The following is a 19,711-nucleotide window of genomic DNA, read 5'->3' as shown; positions in this document are numbered from 1 at the left end:
CGATCTTAGTATAAGAACGGACTTAAAATGCCTGATCTTCCGTGACAGGACGATGAAATGGCGGGAATTTACGAAACTTTCTAACATTTATCAGGTAAGGGGTAAGCGTGACAGGGGGAGAGCTTTCCAAAACACGCTGTGAATACCTCCCTGTACGCTCTGCTCCGCCATCCATGGCTCCGCAAGGTTTTGGAAAGCTCTCCCCCTGCCACGCCCAAACGCTGTACGGGTAGTCCAATTTCATCGTCGCAGAGTTCGCAAATATGGGCTGTTTTGTCGACAAAACAGCCCATATCGGCACACTTCACATTCCCCTTTATCCAGAATCAGTCGGGCAACAACCCTGCTTGCGCCAAACGTTCCCGAATCCGGTCCAGCGCTTCCGGGTTATCCAGTGCATCCCGGTTGTCGGCTTTCCTGGAGCCGTTGATCAGCCGGGCCACCGCGAGTTCCACTTTTTTGCCGCTACGGGTGTAGGGAATGTCCGGCACCTCGACAATGTGTTTGGGCACATGTCGGGGGCTGGCGCCTTCGCGGATTCGGGTTTTCAGGGTTTTGACCAGGTCGTCGGTGACAGTCTGGCCTTCGGCCGGAACCACGAACAGCACCACTTCCACGTCGCCGTCGATCTGGCGTCCGACCACGAGGCTGTCTTTAACCGCGTCAACGGTTTCCACCTGACGATAGATTTCGGCGGTGCCGATGCGCACGCCGCCGGGGTTGAGGGTGGCGTCGGAGCGGCCGTAGATGATGGCGCCGCCATGTTCGGTGAATTCGATGAAGTCGCCGTGGGCCCAGACGCCGGGGAAGGTATTGAAGTAGGCATCACGATAGCGTTCACCGTCTGGATCCTGCCAGAAGCTGACCGGCATTGAGGGCAACGGCTGGCGGCAGACCAGTTCGCCCCGGCCTTCGCTGACCGGCTGGCCGTCGTCGCCGTAGGCGACCGCGTCCACGCCCAGGAAGCGGCACTGGATTTCACCTCTTCGCACCGGTAACAGTGGTGTTGATCCCACAAAGCAGCCGCAGATGTCGGTGCCGCCGGCGATGGAGCCCAGCAATACGTTGGGAGCACCGTCGGTATAGATCCAGTCGTAGTCTTCCGGCAACAGCGGGGAGCCGGTGGAGAACACCACGCGCAGGTGGCTCTGGTCCAGGTTTTTCGCCGGTTGCAGTTCAGCTTTGCGGCAGCCGGCGATGAAACGGGCGCTGGTGCCGTAGTGGGTGACCCGTTCTTTCGCTACGGTTTCCCACAGGAAATTCAGACTCGGGTAACCCGGGGAGCCGTCGACGGTGATTACGGCGGCGCCGGTCATCAGGGCAGAGGCCTGCCAGTTCCACATCATCCAGCCGCAGGTGGTGAAGTACAGGAAGCGGTCTTCCGGGCCAACATCACCATGGAGCATCAGTTCCTTGGCGTGGTTAACCAGCAAGCCGGCAGTACCGTGCACGATGCACTTGGGTTTGCCGGTGGTGCCCGAGGAATAGAGGATGTACACCGGGTGATCCGGATCGACCGGGGTGAACGAGGGAGCCTCGCCTTCACCGGCTTTCAGGGCCTCATCCCAGGTGGTAACCAGTTCGCCGGAGATCGGTGCTTCATCGGGCAGTTGGGCAATGCTGACCACCACCTTCAGGGAGGGCAGGCCCGCGATCAGCTCGGCGAAGTCGGCCTGGCGCGCGAACACTTTGCCGCCATAACCGTAGCCGTTGACCACAATGAGGGCTGAGGGCTCGATCTGGCCGAAGCGGTCGTTGATGGCGCCGATGCCGAAGTCCGGTGATGCGGAGCTCCAGATCGCGCCCAGGCTGGTAGCCGCCAGCATGCCCACCAGGGCTTCATAGCCATTGGTGACCACACCCGCCACCCGGTCGCCCTTGGCAATGCCCTTGCTGCGCAGGAAGGCTTCCAGAGCACCGGCGTCGGCTTTCAGTTCGGCGTAGGTCTTGCGCAGTACCGGGCGGGTTTCACAGTAGGCCACCACCGCTTCTCTATCAGCATGGTCGCCGTCCGCCAGCCGCAGCAGGTTGGCGGCAAAATTCAGTTTCATGCCCGGGAACCATTCCGCACCGGGCATTTCCCGGTTGCCAAGCACCTGTTTGGCCGGTGTCTCGCAGACCAGGCCGCAGTAGTCCCAGACCTTCTGCCAGAAGGTGTCCAGTTCGGTAATCGACCACTGGTGCAGGGCGTGGTAATCATCAAAGGGGCCAAAGCCCTGTTGCTCCAGCCAGGCCTTGAACTGGCCCATGCGGGAACGGGTGAGGGTGTCCTGGTCCGGGGTCCAGACAACCGGTGATTGTTCTGTGTTGCTCATCCGTCTCTCCAGAAAATTACTGCATATGCCAGCCGTGGCTGACCACGATCGACTGGCCGGTCAGGGCAGCGGACGGGAAGGCTGCCAGATGCACCGCCAGTTCTGATACGTCTTCCAGGGTGGTGAACTTCCCGTCCACGGTGTTCTTGAGCATGACCTTGCTGATCACTTCTTCTTCGGAAATGCCCAGCTCTTTGGCCTGCTCCGGTATCTGCTTGTCCACCAGCGGTGTGCGCACAAAGCCGGGGCAGATAATGTTGCTGCGCACCCCGTGCTCCGCACCTTCTTTCGCCACCGCCCGGCACAGGCCCAGCATGCCGTGCTTGGCGGCGACATAGGGTGCTTTCAGGGGCGAAGCTTCCACCGAGTGTACCGAGCCCATATAGAGCATAGTACCCCCACCTTGGGCGTACATCTGGCGCAGGGCCGCCCGGGTCACCAGGAAGGCGCCGTCCAGGTGCACGTTCATCACCTTGCTCCAGTCGGCATAGGCCAGCTTGTGCACCGGGTCGATATGCTGGATACCGGCATTGGCCAGGGCGACATCGAGCCTGCCCCAGTGTTGAACGATGGTAGCCACGCCCTGGTCAACCGCCTGTTCGTCGGTGACATCCATGGCCAGGGCCAGGGCCGTGCCGCCGGCCTGTTCAATGGCTGCCACGGTGTCGGCGGCGCTTTCGAGGGTCAGGTCTGCCACCGCCACCCGGGCCCCTTCGCGGGCGTAATGTTCAGCAATGGCGCGGCCAATGCCCCGGCCGGCGCCGGTAATCAGGGCAACTTGATTGTGAAGACGCATGGTCACAGTCTCCTTTCAGGGTTGGAATTGTTATTGGAATCCGCAAGGAGGGCCGGTCAGCCCCCTCCGTATACCTCGTTGGGCAGCCAGGTGGCCAGCGGCTCGAACCAGAACACCAGGGCCAGCGCCAGCAACTGCAGAGCAATAAACGGAAGTACGCCCAGATAGATATGCCGTGTGGTGATGCCCGGCGGGCACACGCCCTTGATATAGAACAGTGAGAAACCCACCGGTGGCGTCAGGAACGAGGTCTGCAGGCAGATGGCGAACATGATGGCAAACCACACCGGCTCCACGCCCATCTTGAACAGCACCGGCGCCACCAGCGGCAGAATGATCAGGGTGATTTCCACCCAGTCCAGGAAGAAACCGAGCAGGAAGGTGATGAACAGCACCGTCAGCAGGACCCCGGTGGTACCGAAAGGCAGCCCGGTAATGGCGCTTTCAATCACCTCGTCACCACCCAGGCCACGCAGCACCGAGGCAAACACCGTGGCACCGATAAAGATGCCGAAGATGAAGGCCGAGGTGCGGCTGGTCTGGTACAGGGATTCTTTCAGGGTGGCCATGTCCAGGCGCTTGCTGACAAAGGCCATCAACATGGCGCCACCGGCACCCACGGCCGAGGCTTCTGTGGTAGTGGCAATGCCGAAGAAAATCGAGCCCAATACGGCAATGATCAGGGCCATCGGTGGCAGCACCGCCTTCAGCACATCCAGCCAGGCCCGAGCATCCAGCGGCTCCCGGTTCTTCGGCGCAGGCGCCAGGTCTTTTTTCAGGAACGACGCTATCAGAATGTACAGGATGTACATGGCCCCGAGCATGATGCCCGGAATCAGCGCCCCCATGAACAGTTTGCCAACCGAGGCATCTGAGGTACCCAGGCGATCCGCCATCAGCACCAGCATGATACTGGGTGGCACCAGGATACCCAGGGTACCCACGGAACAGGCCGTGCCCACGGCCAGGGATTTGTTGTAGTTGGCCTGCATCATCGGCCCCAGGGACAACATGCCCAGCAAGACCACGGAGGCCCCGACAATACCGGTGGAGGCGGCCAGCAGCACGCCGACAATCACCACGGTGATGGCATAACCGCCACGCAGCGGGCCAAGCACCCGCACCAGGCTGTGCATCAGTTTCTCGGCAATGCCGGAGCGGTCCAGCATGATGCCCATGAAAATGAACATCGGCAGCGCCACCATCAATTCATTGGCGACAATGCCGTAGATTCTGGCATCCAGCACCCCCATGGTGCCTTGCCAGGTAAACCAGAGCGGGGAGTCGAAATACTCCACCATCACGTGTCCGACAATGGCGAACACAAGACCAATACCCGCCAGTGACCAGGCTACCGGGAACCCCAGCAGCAGGAGCACCATGAAGCTGGCGAACATGGCGATAACAAGAATCGCTTCTACACCCATGACGTCTGCCTCGTGATTCAGGGATTGGGATGGCCGGTAGACCGGCGATCGTCTTCAGGGGGCGTTACGGCCCGGGGGAACCCGAACAGGAACGTGGCGCAACGCAGGAACCGGGAGAACAGCGCGATCATCACGAAGATCAGTCCCAGCGGCAGCATGCTTTTGAAAATGAACCGGTACGGCAGACCACTCGGGGCCTGGGAACGCTCGCTGTAGGTCCAGGCTTTCCAGGCGTAGGGCACCAGCACTTCCACCATTAGGTAGATCACCGGCAGCGCAAGCAGGGCAATGCCCAGCAATTCAATGACGGCCTGGGCCCGGGGCGGGAACTTTTCTTTCAGCACGTCGACCCGCACGTGGTCGTCACGCACCACGGCGTAGCCCAGGGTCAGCATGGTGGCAGTGCCGAACAGGTGCCAGGACAGCTCTTCCAGTGCAATGGAACCCTGAGACAGCACGTATCGTGAAAACACGTTGATAAGCACCACCACCAGTACACCGATCCACAGCCAGGAAGCAAAACGGCCGACCGCCACCACCAGGCGATCCAGGCGCCAGGCCAGGGCGTTGGTGGGCAGAAAATCCTCGCCCGGTGCCGGGGACTGCTCACCCCCGGAGACATTGGTATCAGTCACAACAACCTCGAATAGTCCGGATGCAGAGAGGGAATGCAGGCGGTATCAACGCCGCCTGCCATGATCATCATCCGCTGATCAGTCGTACTGGTAGAAATCCCGGGGCAGGTAGCCCTTGGAGTGCCAGATTGAGTGATGTTCCATGAACTCACGCTGGCTGGTGAGAACGCGCTTGAACATTTCGTCCTTGGCGGCGATTTCGTCCAGCACCTCGTTGGTGACCTTCTGCAGCTCCCGCAGGACAGGCTCCGGCAGGGTCTGGGCGGTTACGCCTTCTTTCTCATAGTCACGCAGGGCGGTTGGCTGGGCCCACTCGCTCTCGGCAAACCCCTTGAGAGTGGCCGACTCACAGCCCATTTCGATGAGGGCACGGGTTTGCGGCTCCAGCTTGTCCCAGGTGTCCTTGTTGACCAGCAGGTGCGAGGTGGTCAGGGTCTGGTGCCAGCCAGGCATGATGTAGTTCTTGATGATCTGATCCAGGCCCAGCATCTTGTCGATGGCCGGCTGGGAGAACTCGGTGGCATCAATGGTCTTGCGCTCCAGGGCCTGGTAGATCTCGCCACCCGGCACCATGGTTACCGATGCGCCCAGCTTCTCCAGGACCTTGCCGCCAATGCCGGCAAAGCGGATCTTCAGGCCGTCAAAGTCGTCCATGCCCTCGATGGGCTGCGCGAACCAGCCAGCGCCTTCCGGGCCGATGATGGAACACAGCATCGGGTGGATGTTGCGCTCCGCGTAGATTTCTTCCAGCAGCTCGCGGCCATCGCCCTCGTAGTACCAGGCCAGATACGCCGGTGGCTCCATGTTGAAGGGTGCGCCGGAATACAGCGGCAACGAAGCAATGGTGCCCTGGTCATAGCCGACCCAGGTGTAACCGGCGGGGTATTTGCCACTGCCAACGGCGTCCATGATTTCGAACGGCGGCACCAGTTCGCCCGGCTCGTAATAACGCAGCTGGATATCGCCACCGGAGATATTCTTGAGATTCTCGGTAAGGTGCTTGACCGGTGTGGTCAGACCCACGAGATGGGATGGAAACGCCAGAGGAACCTGCCAGCGAACCTTCTCTGCGGCCACGGCGTCCGCACTGGCCAGACCACCGGTGATAACCGCGGCGGCGGTAATGCCATAGGTCAGTTTTGAAAGCTTATGCTTGATCGACATGAAATGGATCCTTTTTGTTGTTGTCGTACAGCCACCGGTTCTTGCCGGCGGGCTACGTCTGAAATTGATCAGACAACGCAGGAAACCATAGCTGACTTTGGGTCGGGTCCAACGAGTTTGCGCCAGCTTTGTTTTCTTGCGTTGTTCTGACGTCCTGCAAACAGGCTATAGCAGACACCGTGCCACAGCCGATAATGCCTTTTATTTCATGCAGATAGATATTTCAGGCAGTTCTGGAGTCAAGGCAGCTGTCCGGAAATCCGGACACTCATCGACAATGGTCGTAGGTGATTGTACGGGTAACGGGACAGCCGTCCGGAAATCAGGACAATCTGGCCAACTTCTCGTAGAGCACGGAACGGGAAATCCCCAACAGCCGGGCAGCCTTGGTCCGGTTGCCACGGCAGGTCACCAGGGCCTCTTCAATGGCCTGGGCTTCAGCCTCAGCCACAATGCGGGCCAGCGGACGCACAGAGCGAGCGGGCACCGGCGAGACCAGACGCTGGCCAGCACGGGGCAGCACTTTAAAGATCGCGTCCGCATCCAGTAAATCGCCATCCTCACTCATGGTCAGGGCCCGCTCCAGCACGTTGCGCAATTCCCGGATGTTGCCCGGCCAGTCGTAACTGCCCAGCGCCGCGACGCCGGCATCGGTAATCTCGCCACGCATGTCCTGACCCTCGCAGATTTCACCCAGCAGGGCTTCGCAGAGCACACCCAGATCGGCCAATCGGTCCCGCAGGGGTGGGATATTGATCTCCAGCACATTCAGCCGGTAATAAAGATCCGAGCGGAAGCTGCCTTCCGCAATCATGGCCTCCAGGTTGCGACTGGTGGCCGCAATCACTCTCACATCCACCGTCGTCACCGTGTTCGAACCCAGGGCCTCGATCTCGCCCTCCTGCAATGCCCGCAACAGCTTGGCCTGCAGGGGCAGCGGCATATCCCCCACCTCATCCAGAAACAGCGTACCGCCGTTGGCCAGTTGGAACTTGCCCTCCCGGGTACGACGGTCGGCACCGGTGTAAGCGCCCGGGGCGACACCGAAGAATTCCGCCTCCAGCAGGTTTTCCGGCACCGCCGCCACGTTCACACCAACAAACGGCTTGTCCGCCCGGGGCGACACCGCATGGATAGCCTGGGCCAGCACCTCTTTGCCGGTGCCGGTTTCCCCCAGCAGCAGTACCGGCATGTCCCGGCCTGCCGCCAGTCGCGCCCGGCGCTTCACCTCAAGGGCCGCCGGACTGCCACCGACAAAATCGCCCAGACTGTAGCGGGTGCCCCGGCTTTTCTTCGCCAGTGCCTTGCGGGCCGCCGCCAGATCCCGGTGCAGGCGCCGGTATTTGGACACCAGCGGCGTCAGCGGTTGCAGATCATCATAGAGCACGAAGGCCACGGCACCGACAATGCCGCCCTGATCGTCGTAATACGGCAGTCGGGTGACCACCAGTTGCTGCTTGTTGTGTTCCATGATGTCCAACAGCAGGGGCTTCCCGGTTTCCACCACCTCAGGCATCCGGGTCTGCGGAATCACCTTGCGCACCGGTTTGCCAATGGCGTGGGAAGGGTCCACCAGGCCCAGCAGCTGGGAATAGCTGCTGTTGATCCAGGTGATGTTGGTCTCACGGTCAACAGCGATGGCACCGGCACTGGCCTCCTCAAACATCGGGAACAGGGCTTCGATCAGGTCACGGGTCAGGCCGCTCTTGTTCTTGTTGGTAAACAACTCGCTCATAGTCCGCGTGCTCACGGGTGGGGATGGTTTCATGGGCAATCCTTGGGCGTCCGGATTTCCGGACGCCGTCACGGGAGTATAGGAAGCCCCCGGTGCGGGGGCAAACCTCCAAAGGTGGCATTTCAACCGTCGGTAATCAGTCCGGGATCTGCAACTGGTTACCGGTGAAGACAATCCGGTCCGCTTCCGCCGGTTCGGATTGAATGGGCGGCAGGTTCGCCAGGGTCAGGGGCGTGGTCAGGCTGCCCCGGGGCACCGTGCGCACCACCTGACTGGGCGGCAGCGGCTGCTTCTCGACGAGATGGGCCCACACCAGATCCAGTGCCTGGAAGTAGTAGTGATGCAACGGCACATAGCGGTCACCGATGCCCGGAAAGCCGTTGAGCACGTCCAGGTGATGGGCGTTGAGTATTTCGTAATAGCGCAGGTTGCTGTGGCGGCCTTCCACTGCCTGGTTCAGGCCGACATAGGGCCGGGAGGTGTGGTTGATGGGCAGGATGGCATCGGCCCGCCCGGTGACAAACACCGTCGGCTTGCGCTGCAGGTCTCCGCTGGCCCGCACCGCTGAAATGCCACGGCTAATGGCTTCATGCAGCTCGGCCCGATCGCCCTCGAGGGGCTCGCCGGTCACCACATCCCTGCCTTCGGCAAGACTTCTCAGGCACAACAGGGCATCCAGCCCGTAATCCACCTGGCTGGAACTGGGCGAAGCGCTAACGGCAAGGTTCGTGGGCTGGCCCTCAGCGTCGTCGTAGACCAGGTTGACACCAGCCGAGGGCGGAATGCCGTTACTCGCTGCAAACAGCGCCGCCTCGGCCGCAGGCATCAGTGGCACCACTGCCCCGGCACTGCCGGTCGCCGCCAGGCTCAGGCCACACACTCTGTCTTCAACACCCGCGCGGCCGTATGCATTGGCGTAGGTCATGGCAATGCTCTGGGCGACCGCCAGGCCAAAATGCACCGGCGCCAGCAGGTTCTGCTCCGGCTGCACCCCGAAGTCCTCGTTCAGGATCCGTTGCGCATCGAGGGCCCAGTCATCCTGAGTAGCGCCCGACACCAGCCCCTTATTGAACAGGGAGTGGCAGATGCTCTGGCCAGTCACCGGCGGGTTGAACACGCCGTTCAGGGGGGCGAGATCGCGGATGCCGGGGGCCTGGTTGGCACAACCCTGGTACACCGCCAGCGCGGTGGTGTAATCCAGCAGGCTGCGGCTGTGTTCCGTCAGTGCAGGGCCATTGCCCTGACGAATGCTGAAACTCCGGTCCACAAGGGGATTCACATTGGGCTCAGACACCGCCACACCATCAATCAGACCTTTCTCATCCTGTTCCGCCGCCCGCACCGAGGCTCCGCCGCCGTTGGAAACACTGGAGGCAATCACCAGGGTGTTCCTCGGGTTGATAGTTCGGAGATTTTCACCATTACCCAGTTCCCGGCCATGGAGTGTGTTCAGCACATAGAAGCCGAACTCAATGGATTGCAACACATGCCGGCCCCAGTCTGCCTCCGGGTTCTGTTTGGAATGGGCGTGTTTCCAGGCGAAGCGATCCGGCCACTGGCTATTGAAATCATCCCGGCTCTGAGCGTCCAGATCTGCCCGGAACAAGGCTTCTTCAGGTTCCATGGTGAGTGTTCCGTTCACGGACTGGGCGGTGTTTGTGGCGAGGTTATGGGCGCCGGTACCGGTGCCTTTATCGGTATAAACCACTGCGCAGCCCTTTTTCAGGCCCCACTCCCCGGCGGTGCCAATGGCGCCGTAGATCCCGCGGGAACCCGAGGAGGGCGCGGTTACCATGCACGGAAAATCCGGATCAAAGCTGTCGGGCACCTGGGCCATTACCGTCACCGGCACAGTGGCGCCCGGCACCTGCATCAGGGCAATGAATTCCTGGCCCGGAATTCGGCCACTGGCGTTACCCACGGCCGGGCCAAACAGGCTGCCATAACCTCCGCCGGGTGCGGTATCCACCAGCGCCCGGTAATTGTTGTAGATGGCCAGCCGGCGCAACTCTGCCGGTGTCGGATTCAGGGCATCGACAAACGCCGGTGGTGTGGCACTGGCCAGACCCTCCGGCCCCAGGCCAGCGGTAAGAAGATCATCGGTATTGCCATCGTAAGCAAACTGCTGGACATCGCTCACCAGGAAATCAGGCAAGGAGTTGAACACCTCGTCCTTCTTGCAGGCAGTGAGCGTTACCGTGGCAGCACCTATCAGGGTGCAGAGCATCATTCGTTTCATGGTCGGTCCTTGTTTGTTGTTGTTGAATCGGCCCCATGGGCGCCACGGCCCATGCGGATCCTGTGCCAACCGGACAAGACCATGAATATATTTAGAAAAATGAAAAATTACTGGCACTTGAGAGGGGGCTATTCCGGAATTCCGGACAGCGGTTGCGCGTGCAATGGCATGGCACGCGCGCAGCATCGCCGCTGGCCGCAGACTGTCCGGCAGACCGAACACTGTCTGAAAAACCAGACAACGGGCAGCGAAACTAGCCTATTCGGACAAAGGGCAGCAAGCTGATTGCCGCAATTGCAGCGATGGCCAGGCAGGCCGCCAGAGTCCGCAGCGGATAGCGTCGAAACATGGAGCCGATACCACCGATTTCGCCGCGGGCCAGGCCTTGCTCATAGGCCTGGCGCTGCCTCTCGAAACGCTGGCGCTGATACTCATCCAGCAACGCCTTCGCGCGGGCCGCCTCCTCCGCATCGTGAACCCAGAAGCCGCCCATGCTGATGCCCCAGCGGCTGGGCGGGGTCTCGTAGTAGCGCACCCCATGCTCCTCAAACAGAGCCCGGATCTCGTCGGCCTCGTCGTCGGGTACATGGCGCAGATTCATCAGGTGATGGGGCATGGCGCGTCCATTGGCTGGTATCAGGATCGTAATTGCCTATATGCTAACAGCAAAGCACCCACGACCGAACTTGCATCAGGACACTGAATGAGCCCGAACCCCCTTCGTCTGCTGCTGGATTTTGACGACCGCATCCAGCGGGACAGGGATCAGCCCCCCGCCTTTCTCCACCGCCGGGATCGGCGCTTTGCTCTGGACTGCGAACAGCAGGGAATAAAGCCCAGCCCTTCGCGCTGGCTGGCACACATGGATCGACTGTCCGGCCCCGGCGGCACCATGACGGCTGGCCGTCGGGAACTGAAACTCTGGCGCCGGGCAACCAGCGGCTTCACAGGTGCCGGTTGCCTGATGGGCATCGTGACCATGCTGGGTCTACTGTTCTATGACAGCGGCCAGCGCATCAACATCACCGTGATTCTGACCTTTGTGCTGTTCCAGTTGCTGCTGGCACTGGCCACCACGGTACAGGCCATAGTCGGCTGGCAACCCTGGCGCTGGTTGCTGAAACGTCTGCACCTGGACCACGCCAGCCCGACCCGGGCCCGGCTCCAGCCACTACTGATGGCGCGGGCGGCCCACGCCGGCGGCGTTGCTTTTGGTCTTGCCGGCCTGGCCACGCTGCTGATCATGGTGGTGGTCCAGGACCTGGCCTTTGGCTGGAGCACCACTCTGGATACCGCCGCTTCCGGCTACCACCATTTGGTCAGCGCCCTGGCGGCGCCCTGGTCCTGGTTGTGGCCTTCCGCCGTGCCATCCCTGGAGCTGGTGGAAGTAACCCGGTTCTTTCGCGCCGCTACTGTCACAACCGGAGTCGAGCCTTCACGCTGGGGCCAGTGGTGGCCCTTCGTGGTTATGTTATGGCTGACCTGGACGGTGATACCGCGCGTGCTGTTGCTGGTTCTCAGCCAAAGCCTGCTACGCCGTCGTGCCACTCGGCTGCTGGCCGGCCATCCCGGCATGAAGGCTCTGTTATACCGGATGGAAACCGCCACCCTGGATACCGGTAGCAGCCACAACGATGCTGCCGACCTGCCAGACACCCGCACCCGGGCCCAGCCAGACCAACTGCCGGACACCCCGCTGATGATCTGCTGGGCCGGTGCCGGCGAACCGGAGTTGCCCCAACGCCTGCAGGCACCGGATTGCCGAATTTTCCGGGCCGGAGGCCGGGCCAGTCTGGCCCAGGATGAAGACGTACTGGCACAAGTAAGCGTCCATCTGGCCGGCCAGGAACATCCGGCAGTCATTGTCGTCACCCGCAGTTGGGAGCCGCCCACCGGCGAGCTGCACGATTTTCTGGAGACCGCCCGGGAGCGCTGGCCCTCGAATAGCCGGGTAACCCTGCTTCCGCTGGCAAGCGATCCGAACCAGCCACCGCAGGCCCACCTGGTTCAGCCCTGGCTTCGGTTTACAGAACGCCTGGCTCCGGGCTTTGCTTCGGTGGCCTTGCCACCGACCAGCGAGCCCAACCCCTATCTGGCCGGGAGGGCACAGCCATGACCAAAGCTCCGGTATTCGCCGTGGTCGGCCACCCTAACAAGGGCAAATCCAGTGTCGTCGCCACCCTGTCCCAGAACGATGCCATCGCCATTGCCCTGGAACCCGGTACCACCCGGGCCCGGCAGGATTATCCGCTGACCGTTGACGGCCGGAAACTCTACACCCTGGTGGATACCCCGGGCTTCCAGCGCCCAAGGCGTGTGTTGCAGTGGCTGGAAGCCCACAGCATTTCCGCCTCGGATCACCCGGAAACCGTGCGGGCTTTTGTGCTCCAGCACCGGGGCGACGACCGGTTTGTCGATGAATGTGAGTTGCTGGCACCGATCGTGGAAGGCGCCGGGATCATCTACGTGGTGGATGGCTCGGTTCCCTACAGTGCCGAGCACGAGGCGGAGATGACCATTCTGCGCTGGACCGGGCGTCCGAGCCTGGCGCTGATCAACAGTATCGGTGAGGACGATTACAGTAACACCTGGCAGGCCGCACTGGGCCAGTTCTTTCAGGTTGTCCGCAAGTTCGACGCTGTTCGCGCCCCGTTTGAGCAACATCTGAGCCTGTTACGGGCTTTCGGCCAGCTGGAACCGGACTGGGAAGCACCGCTGGAACGGGCCACCCGGTTCCTGTCCGAACAGCGCCGCCAGCGCCGGCTCCAGGCGGCGGGCCTGTTTGCCAGAGCCCTGGAAGACCTGATGTCCTACCAGGAACGACGCACACTAACGCTCAACCAGATCGCCGAAACCAGCGATGCCAGCCTCGCCGAGACCCTGCGGGATCGCTGGTACCGGCACCAACGCCAGCGGGAACAGACCCTCAGGATCGACATCGAGCACCTGTACCAGCATCAGCGCATCCGGCGCCAGGAAGCGGAACTGCAGTGGCACAGCCAGCACGATCTGTTTTCCGAGGACACCCGCAAACACTGGGCGGTAAGCAAGCGCTATCTGGCCACCGCGGGCTTTGGCGCCGGAGCGGTGAGTGGTGCCGGCATTGATGCCGTAACGTTTGGCTCGTCGCTGGGCACTGGCGCCCTGCTCGGGGGGCTGATTGGCGCTGCCGGCAGTTACTTCTATGGCGATCGCCTGGTTTTGCCGGCACTGAGCATCGGGCCCATGAAGGACGGCCTGAAAACCGCCAGCTTCGGGCCTGTACAGGACAGCCAGTTCGGCTATGTTGTGTTAGGGCGGGCGGTGGATCACTGGTGGCATATCAGCCAGCGGAACCACGCCGGGCGAGACCTGCTGGAGTTGGAACCGGCCGACCACCACTGGCTGGACCAGCTCGACAAAACCAGTCGACGGGAAATCCAGAAAGCCTTTGATCGGTGCCGGAAACAGCGGCCTTTGGCCCATCAGCAGCGGGAACATTTTGCCGCCGCCATCGAGCGCGCCATGGCCGCTTACGACGACTGGCGGTTGAATCGAGCCTGAGCCGCATGTTTATACTGTATGGCTATTCCATCACAAAATGAGGAATGCGAATGAAAATCGTACGAGTGCAAGACATTATCGGTACCGAGCGTGAAGTCAGCGACAAGCAGTGGACCAGCCGCCGCCTGTTGCTGAAGAAGGATGGCATGGGCTTCTCCTTCCACGAAACCATTATCAAGGCCGGTTCCGAGCACACCTTCTGGTACAAGCACCACCTGGAAGCGGTTTACTGCGTGGCGGGTAACGGCCGCATCAAGGATCTCGCCACCGGCGAAGTGCACGAAATCACCGATGGCACTCTGTACGCCCTCGACAAGCACGACCGTCACACCCTGTACGGCGGCACTGAAGACATGCGCCTGATCTGCGCCTTCAACCCGCCGGTGACCGGCCGGGAAGTGCACGACGAAGACGGTGCTTACCTGCCGGATACCAGCGAAGACTGATTCGCTCCGCCGTGGCATTTCAAACCGCCGCGACCACACCGCCACCGCCAGCCCGATTGCTGCCGGTGGCGGTGTTGCTTTGGCTGGCCGGTGTTTACCTGCGTATACCTGTGCTGGTGGCCCCGCCGCTGGCGCCCTTCATTGGTGATGAGCTGGCCCTGACCCAGGCATTGACCGGCGCCCTGACCACACTGCCCATCCTGATGCTGGCCATTGGCGCCATGCCTGGTTCACTGGCCATCTCCCGCATTGGCCCTAGAAACACCCTGGCGCTGGCCATGGTGATCATGGTGATCGGCTCAGCCGGCCGTGGTCTGGTACCGGACACCTTCACCCTGATGATAGCCAGCGCCGTCATGGGCCTGGGTGTGGCGATGATGCAACCGGCACTGCCAGCCCTGCTGCCGCGCTGGCTGGAACCCCACCACATTGCCCTGGGCTCGGCCATATACATGAACGGCATGCTCATGGGCGAATTCATCGGTGCCGGTATTACCCTGCCGGTTCTCATGCCTTTGCTGGACAACAGCTGGCGCGCCACCATGCTGGCCTGGTCGCTGCCGGCACTGCTGGTGGCCGCCGCCCTGTTTCTGCCCAAACGGGACCTGGCCCGGCCCGCACGCAAAGCCGCCTGGCTGCCCGACTGGAAAAACCCGCTCACCTTGCGCCTGGGCCTGCTGCTGGGGCTTTCCGGCTCCATGTTCTTCGGCCTCAACGCCTACATGGGTAACCTGCTGGAACAACAGGGGCGTATCGGCATGCTGTCCGAGGCCCTGTTCTGGTACAACATCGCCCAAGTCTTTGCGTCCCTGGTGATGCTGAAAATGGCACGGGCCTGGGTCGGCCGCCGTACCTTCATTGTCGTCATGGCAGTTCTCAGCATTGCCGGTACCGCCGGCACTCTGGTGCTCGAAGGCTGGTGGTTCATTGCCAGCGCCACGCTGATGAGTTTCGTGGCCGGCATTCTGCTGATCCTGCTAGTGGCGCTGCCGCCATTACTGGTGAACTCCGCCGAAACCGGACGGCTGTCTGCCGGCACCTTCCTGGTGGGCTATACCATGGCCTTCTCGGTACCCATGCTCGGCGGCCTGCTCGCCGACTGGACCGGCGACACCCGTCATGCAGTGATGACCATGGTGGCCTACAGCCTGCTGGTGTTGCCTCTGGCGTTTACCCTGGACCTGAAACGAAAAAAGGATCAGCCCGAAAGCTGATCCTTCCTGAAATACTGCACTAACTCACGGTCAGATATAGTAGTCCTTCAACGGAGGAAACCCGTTGAATTCAATGGCGCTGTAGGTGGTGGTATAGGCCCCGGTCGACAGCCAGTACATCCGGTCTCCGATCGCCAGATTCAGCGGCAGCGGGTACTTGTGATGCTCGTACATGATATCGGCACTGTCACAGGTCGGCCCGGCGATCACACAATCCTCACCTTCACCGCTCTTCTCGGTCCAGATCGGAAACTTGATGGACTCGTCCAGGGTCTCGATCAGCCCGGAAAACTTGCCGACATCGGTGAACACCCAGCGGTGCAGGGCAGTGCGGGATTTCCGTGAAATCAACACCACCTCACTCACCAACACACCGGCATTGGAAATCAGCGATCGCCCCGGCTCGATGATGATCTCGGGCAGGTCGTCACCAAAGTCCTCGTGCAGGAAACGGGCAATCTCCTCCGCATACACCCCCAGTTCATTGGTCCGTGTAATGTAGTTGGCCGGGAAACCACCGCCCATGTTGATCATCTTCAGCTCAATGCCGTCTTCTTCCTTAAGGCGCTCGAAAATCACCTTTACCTTGTTCAGGGCGGCGTCCCAGGCACCGATTTCGCGCTGCTGGGAACCGACGTGGAACGACACACCATAGGGCACCAGGCCCAGATCACGAGCCAGGATCAGCAGATCCATGGCCATATCGGTCTGGCAGCCAAACTTGCGGGACAACGGCCAGTCGGCGGTCAGGGTGCCTTCAGTCAGAATACGCACATACACTTTTGAGCCCGGGGCAGCCTTGGCAATGTTGCGCAGGTCTGCCTCGGAATCCGTGGCATACAGGCGCACACCCTTTTCGTAAAAGGTGCGAATGTCTTTCGCCTTCTTGATGGTGTTGCCGTAACTGATGCGGTCGCCGGTCACACCCAGGGCCATCACCTTGTCCAGTTCATACACCGAAGCGATATCAAAATTCGCGCCTTTGTCCCGCAGCATGTTCAGAATCTGCGGGGCCGGGTTGGCCTTCACCGCATAATAGACCTTGGCGTAAGGAAACCCTTCCACCAGCTCTTCGTACTGACGGTCAATGGTCTGGGTGTCGATCACCACAAACGGGGTTTCCTTGCCGTCGGCAAAGTCCTTGATCCGCTTGAAAGTCTCGGCACTGTAGTAGTCGGCGATATCGGCGTTAGGCGTCTGGATCATGGGTGGTGTGTCCCTCCACAGGGTAAACGGGCATAAAAAAGGGTAGCACAGACTGGCTGTGTTACCCGTGAATGGCGCGATCATCGGGCCTTTTTCCGATCACCGCAAATGCGCATATATACCCATAAATCCGGCGACCGAAACCGGACCTATGGCACAGCATTTTGTGTCACACCGCTACTGGCCACAACGGCGTTGGCTCAGTGGGGCCATCCGGGTCCTGGGGCCGGCTCTGGCGCTGCAGATAATCCAGTATGGCGTCTTTCAGGTCACTGCCCTGACCCAGGCCCTGATTGCCGAACAGACGGTTGAATTCCAGCACATAGGGATAGCCTTCCACCAGGGCGATATCAAAACCGGCATGGTCTACTTCCAGTTCCCGGGCCAGGCGCAGGGCCAGATCGGTAGCCGCCGCTGGCACATCGCCAGTCACAATCTGGCCACCCCTGGCGACGTTGTTGTAGAACCCCTGCTCCGCCTGGGTACGCCAGTAGGCGGTCACCACTCGATCACCCACCACAACCACCCGCACATCCCGGTCAATCGGAAGGTATTCCTGCACGTAGAGAACATCTGTGCGATCACAATACTTAAGCCAGTCGGCCCGGGACTCGATCAACCACACACCTTCGCCCATGCTGGCCTTGGGTAGTTTGGCCACGAAAGGCAGGGCCATGGTGTCCCACAGCATGTCACGTTCCTGTGGACCATTGGCTTCAATCAAGGTCCAGGGTGTGTGTTCCGGCGCCACGGCCTGAAAGGCGCGGGTCATTTCCACTTTATCGTGACCAATGCGATAACTGGCGATACTGGGGAACACCCGGCACTTCAAGCCATGCACCAGGGCGTTGATCTGCCAGTATTCCGGGAACAGCACCCAGTCCGCCTCCTGCAGCAGCGGCTTGTGGCGAAGGAAATGCTCGGGCTTCAGTACAGTGGTGTCGGGAAAGCCAAGGGTACGGAACACGTTGAATGAGACAAGGTGCATGGTGACAGCCGCACAGAGTGAAAATTGGCTGCATTTTATCCAGCTTTGGAACCCTGGCAAGGGTTATTTTATGCGTAAATTGACCGATCTCATGGTCACAGTTAATGATACTGACAATAATTCGCATTAGTTATCACTAATGAGAAACTGACCATGACAAAACACCTGATGCTGGCCGCTGCCAGCCTGCTGTTCACCCTTCCGGCCTTCGCCGATGATGAGTACGATCACTACAAAGGCGAACCCTCGAAAACCCTGGAACAGGCGGTGGCCAATTTCTCCGAGTACAACAACCGGCTTGAGCAGGTGTTGGCCGGTGATCTGACACCAGAGGCGATGAACGAAGTCCATCAGCTCACCTACACTCTGGAAAATGCCCTGGGCAAACTGGACCATGAGCTGGAAGACATTGCCGAGCGGCTGGAGAAAGTACACAAGGCTTCCGAGCACGCAGCCCCGGATACCGTGAAAGAGCAAGGCGCGGTGTATCTGGAAAAGAGCCGGTCCATCATCCGGTAACGGCCACGGGCTGCTAAGCTCCGGTTATTACTCGCTGACTAACCGGAGCCAGCCATGGGCACCCCCGAACCCGATTTCCCGGCCCGCAAGATTGTCGAAACCGTACGTACCGATAACCAATCCGGTGCCGCCCAGCTGGCAACCAGAGCACTGACGCTGTTGCGCCAATGGCTGGCCGCGGGTGAAGTATCCCCGGATACTCTCAAAAAACTGCTTAACGATCTTGCCGGAGCCCGTCCCAGCATGGTGCCGCTGGCCAATGCCATTGAACGGGTGCGTCAGAGCCTAATAGGCAGCCAGGACGGTGCTTCTGCGGCTGAACAGGCGCTGCCAGTGGTGGACTCGGTTCTCGAGCAGATTGCCTCCGCCAACCAACGTGTGGCGGAAATCGCCACGACACGGATTCCGGAGCGGGCCAGAATTTTCACTCACAGCCGTAGCTCCCAGGTACTGGCAGTGTTCCGTTTACTGGTACAGCAGGGCCGCAACTTCTCGGTAATCTGTACCCAGGGTAGTCCCGGTAACGAGGGCTTTACCCTGGCCCGTGAACTGGATGAACTGGGCGTGCCGGTGACGGTGATCACCGATGCCCAGATGGGGCTGTTCGTTCCGAAGGCGGACTTAGTGCTGTGCGGCTGTGACACCTGGCTGGCCGATGGCCACTTTCTCAACAAGGCGGGCAGTTATCCGCTGGCCTTGCTGGCCAGGGCCGAGGCAAAACCGCTCTGGGTGCTGGCAGACAGCTTCAAGGACAGCACGGCGCCACACGATGAAGTCACACTGGAAGAAATGGCGGCGAACCAACTCGGTGCACCGGCCGGCCAGCACATTACCGTTCGCAACCTCTATTTTGAGCCTGTTCCGGTGCAGCTGATCAGTGGACGAATCAGCGAGCAGGGCGTTTTTTCGTTCCCTGCTGAGCCTGGGCCGTAAGCGGATCTTCCGGCCAGGGGTGTTTCGGGTAGCGGCCCCGGAGTTCTTTTCGTACCTGTGGATAGGCGTTCTGCCAGAAGCTGGCGAGATCTGCCGTGACGGCCAGCGGGCGCTGGGCCGGGGACAGGAGGTGGGTTACCACGGGCACCCGGCCGCCCGCCACCGTCGGTGTTTCAGTCCAGCCAAACAGGGCCTGCAGCTTGGCAGCTAGCACCGGGCCGTTGTCGGCCGTGTAATCCAGCGTCACCTTCTGGCCGGTGGGGATGGCCAGAGCTTTCGGAGCCAGTTCATCCAGTTCTTGTTGCTGTGGATAATCGAGCAGGCTGTTCAGGGCGGATGTCAGATCAAGCCGGGCCAGATCCGACCACCGCTGCATGCCGGCCATAAACGGCGCCAACCAGCTTTCCACACCGGCCAGCAGGGCAGAATCCGTCACATCCGGCCAGTGACCGGGGAACTGTGTGGCCAGTAACTGCACCCGGGCCTGCCACTGGCGGGCGGCCTCGTTCCAGGGCAGCCGATCCAGTCCTTTGCGACGGACGGCATCCAGC

17 protein-coding genes are annotated in these 19,711 nt (G+C 60.9%); 6 read left to right on the top strand and 11 right to left on the bottom strand.

Annotated elements, in window-relative coordinates:
• Positions 1–326 precede the first annotated feature (326 nt).
• The 8 genes from Q669_RS07580 to Q669_RS07545 all read right to left on the bottom strand — a co-directional run bounded on the left by Q669_RS07580 (position 327) and on the right by Q669_RS07545 (position 10,927).
• Positions 327–2,315: an acetoacetate--CoA ligase gene (locus tag Q669_RS07580; RefSeq protein ID WP_022991814.1), complete on the bottom strand. Its 1,989-nt coding sequence runs from the start codon at positions 2,313–2,315 to the stop codon at positions 327–329.
• A 16-nt stretch (positions 2,316–2,331) separates the two neighbouring features.
• Entirely contained in the window at positions 2,332–3,111 is a 780-nt protein-coding gene (locus tag Q669_RS07575) for a 3-hydroxybutyrate dehydrogenase (RefSeq protein WP_022991813.1), read from the bottom strand.
• Between the two features lie 56 nt (positions 3,112–3,167).
• A complete protein-coding gene (locus Q669_RS07570) occupies positions 3,168–4,538 on the bottom strand; it encodes a TRAP transporter large permease (RefSeq protein WP_022991812.1) in 1,371 nt (456 codons plus the stop codon).
• A 17-nt stretch (positions 4,539–4,555) separates the two neighbouring features.
• Positions 4,556–5,173: a TRAP transporter small permease subunit gene (locus Q669_RS07565; RefSeq protein ID WP_014420064.1), complete on the bottom strand. Its 618-nt coding sequence runs from the start codon at positions 5,171–5,173 to the stop codon at positions 4,556–4,558.
• 78 nt (positions 5,174–5,251) lie between these two features.
• Positions 5,252–6,337, bottom strand: coding sequence for a TRAP transporter substrate-binding protein (locus tag Q669_RS07560; RefSeq protein WP_014420063.1), 1,086 nt, complete (start codon positions 6,335–6,337; stop codon positions 5,252–5,254).
• A gap of 322 nt (positions 6,338–6,659) precedes the next feature.
• Entirely contained in the window at positions 6,660–8,072 is a 1,413-nt protein-coding gene (locus Q669_RS07555) for a sigma-54 interaction domain-containing protein (RefSeq protein ID WP_022991811.1), read from the bottom strand.
• A 136-nt stretch (positions 8,073–8,208) separates the two neighbouring features.
• Positions 8,209–10,311, bottom strand: coding sequence for a 3-hydroxybutyrate oligomer hydrolase family protein (locus tag Q669_RS07550; RefSeq protein ID WP_022991810.1), 2,103 nt, complete (start codon positions 10,309–10,311; stop codon positions 8,209–8,211).
• A 253-nt stretch (positions 10,312–10,564) separates the two neighbouring features.
• The gene (locus Q669_RS07545) at positions 10,565–10,927 is read right to left on the bottom strand and encodes a DUF6164 family protein (RefSeq protein ID WP_022991809.1); all 363 of its coding nucleotides are present in this window, start codon (positions 10,925–10,927) and stop codon (positions 10,565–10,567) included.
• Between the two features lie 87 nt (positions 10,928–11,014).
• Between Q669_RS07545 and Q669_RS07540 the strand changes: the two genes are divergently transcribed.
• From Q669_RS07540 to Q669_RS07525, 4 genes are read left to right on the top strand one after another with little or no spacing between them, the layout of a single operon-like run.
• Entirely contained in the window at positions 11,015–12,427 is a 1,413-nt protein-coding gene (locus Q669_RS07540; protein ID WP_022991808.1) for a DUF2868 domain-containing protein, read from the top strand.
• Positions 12,424–13,854 carry a GTPase/DUF3482 domain-containing protein gene (locus Q669_RS07535; protein WP_022991807.1) on the top strand — a complete coding sequence of 477 codons (1,431 nt, stop codon included), beginning with the start codon at positions 12,424–12,426 and terminating at the stop codon, positions 13,852–13,854. The genes Q669_RS07540 and Q669_RS07535 overlap by 4 nt, the downstream gene beginning before the upstream one ends.
• 50 nt (positions 13,855–13,904) lie before the next feature.
• A complete protein-coding gene (locus tag Q669_RS07530) occupies positions 13,905–14,300 on the top strand; it encodes an ectoine synthase (RefSeq protein ID WP_022991806.1) in 396 nt (131 codons plus the stop codon).
• 11 nt (positions 14,301–14,311) lie between these two features.
• On the top strand, positions 14,312–15,514 hold the full coding sequence (locus tag Q669_RS07525) for a CynX/NimT family MFS transporter (RefSeq protein ID WP_022991805.1): 1,203 nt from the start codon (positions 14,312–14,314) through the stop codon (positions 15,512–15,514).
• Positions 15,515–15,544: 30 nt separating this feature from the next.
• On the opposite strand, the gene Q669_RS07520 is transcribed toward Q669_RS07525, so the two are convergent.
• Both Q669_RS07520 and Q669_RS07515 read right to left on the bottom strand, forming a co-directional pair.
• A complete protein-coding gene (locus Q669_RS07520) occupies positions 15,545–16,720 on the bottom strand; it encodes a type III PLP-dependent enzyme (RefSeq protein ID WP_011783657.1) in 1,176 nt (391 codons plus the stop codon).
• A gap of 169 nt (positions 16,721–16,889) precedes the next feature.
• Positions 16,890–17,708, bottom strand: a complete 819-nt coding sequence (locus Q669_RS07515) for an ATP-grasp domain-containing protein (protein ID WP_011783656.1) — start codon at positions 17,706–17,708, stop codon at positions 16,890–16,892.
• Positions 17,709–17,861: 153 nt separating this feature from the next.
• On the opposite strand from Q669_RS07515, the gene Q669_RS07510 reads away from it, so the two are divergent.
• Both Q669_RS07510 and Q669_RS07505 read left to right on the top strand, forming a co-directional pair.
• Positions 17,862–18,227 (top strand): DUF6746 family protein, encoded by a 366-nt coding sequence (locus tag Q669_RS07510; protein WP_022991803.1) that lies wholly within the window; start codon positions 17,862–17,864, stop codon positions 18,225–18,227.
• 54 nt (positions 18,228–18,281) lie between these two features.
• Entirely contained in the window at positions 18,282–19,160 is an 879-nt protein-coding gene (locus Q669_RS07505; RefSeq protein ID WP_022991802.1) for a translation initiation factor eIF-2B, read from the top strand.
• On the opposite strand, the gene Q669_RS07500 is transcribed toward Q669_RS07505, so the two are convergent.
• The coding region (locus Q669_RS07500; RefSeq protein WP_036149178.1) for an ATP-dependent helicase C-terminal domain-containing protein at positions 19,114–19,711 on the bottom strand (598 nt) is incomplete at its 5' end. The two genes, Q669_RS07505 and Q669_RS07500, sit on opposite strands and share 47 nt — an antisense overlap.

Origin of the sequence: Marinobacter sp. C1S70, from assembly GCF_000475355.1 — a bacterium.
GTDB lineage: Bacteria > Pseudomonadota > Gammaproteobacteria > Pseudomonadales > Oleiphilaceae > Marinobacter > Marinobacter nauticus.
The sequence above is the reverse complement of the archived record's forward strand: the minus strand, read 5'-3'. Positions and strand labels throughout refer to the sequence as shown.

Excerpts from the sequence above, each read along its gene's own strand:
- Q669_RS07580 (WP_022991814.1), bottom strand. The coding sequence starts at position 2,315 with ATGAGCAACACAGAACAATCACCGGTTGTCTGGACCCCGGACCAGGAC.
- Q669_RS07575 (WP_022991813.1), bottom strand. The coding sequence starts at position 3,111 with ATGCGTCTTCACAATCAAGTTGCCCTGATTACCGGCGCCGGCCGGGGC.
- Q669_RS07570 (WP_022991812.1), bottom strand. The coding sequence starts at position 4,538 with ATGGGTGTAGAAGCGATTCTTGTTATCGCCATGTTCGCCAGCTTCATG.
- Q669_RS07560 (WP_014420063.1), bottom strand. The coding sequence starts at position 6,337 with ATGTCGATCAAGCATAAGCTTTCAAAACTGACCTATGGCATTACCGCC.
- Q669_RS07555 (WP_022991811.1), bottom strand. The coding sequence starts at position 8,072 with ATGAGCGAGTTGTTTACCAACAAGAACAAGAGCGGCCTGACCCGTGAC.
- Q669_RS07550 (WP_022991810.1), bottom strand. The coding sequence starts at position 10,311 with ATGAAACGAATGATGCTCTGCACCCTGATAGGTGCTGCCACGGTAACG.
- Q669_RS07545 (WP_022991809.1), bottom strand. The coding sequence starts at position 10,927 with ATGCCCCATCACCTGATGAATCTGCGCCATGTACCCGACGACGAGGCC.
- Q669_RS07540 (WP_022991808.1), top strand. The coding sequence starts at position 11,015 with ATGAGCCCGAACCCCCTTCGTCTGCTGCTGGATTTTGACGACCGCATC.
- Q669_RS07535 (WP_022991807.1), top strand. The coding sequence starts at position 12,424 with ATGACCAAAGCTCCGGTATTCGCCGTGGTCGGCCACCCTAACAAGGGC.
- Q669_RS07530 (WP_022991806.1), top strand. The coding sequence starts at position 13,905 with ATGAAAATCGTACGAGTGCAAGACATTATCGGTACCGAGCGTGAAGTC.
- Q669_RS07520 (WP_011783657.1), bottom strand. The coding sequence starts at position 16,720 with ATGATCCAGACGCCTAACGCCGATATCGCCGACTACTACAGTGCCGAG.
- Q669_RS07515 (WP_011783656.1), bottom strand. The coding sequence starts at position 17,708 with ATGCACCTTGTCTCATTCAACGTGTTCCGTACCCTTGGCTTTCCCGAC.
- Q669_RS07510 (WP_022991803.1), top strand. The coding sequence starts at position 17,862 with ATGACAAAACACCTGATGCTGGCCGCTGCCAGCCTGCTGTTCACCCTT.
- Q669_RS07505 (WP_022991802.1), top strand. The coding sequence starts at position 18,282 with ATGGGCACCCCCGAACCCGATTTCCCGGCCCGCAAGATTGTCGAAACC.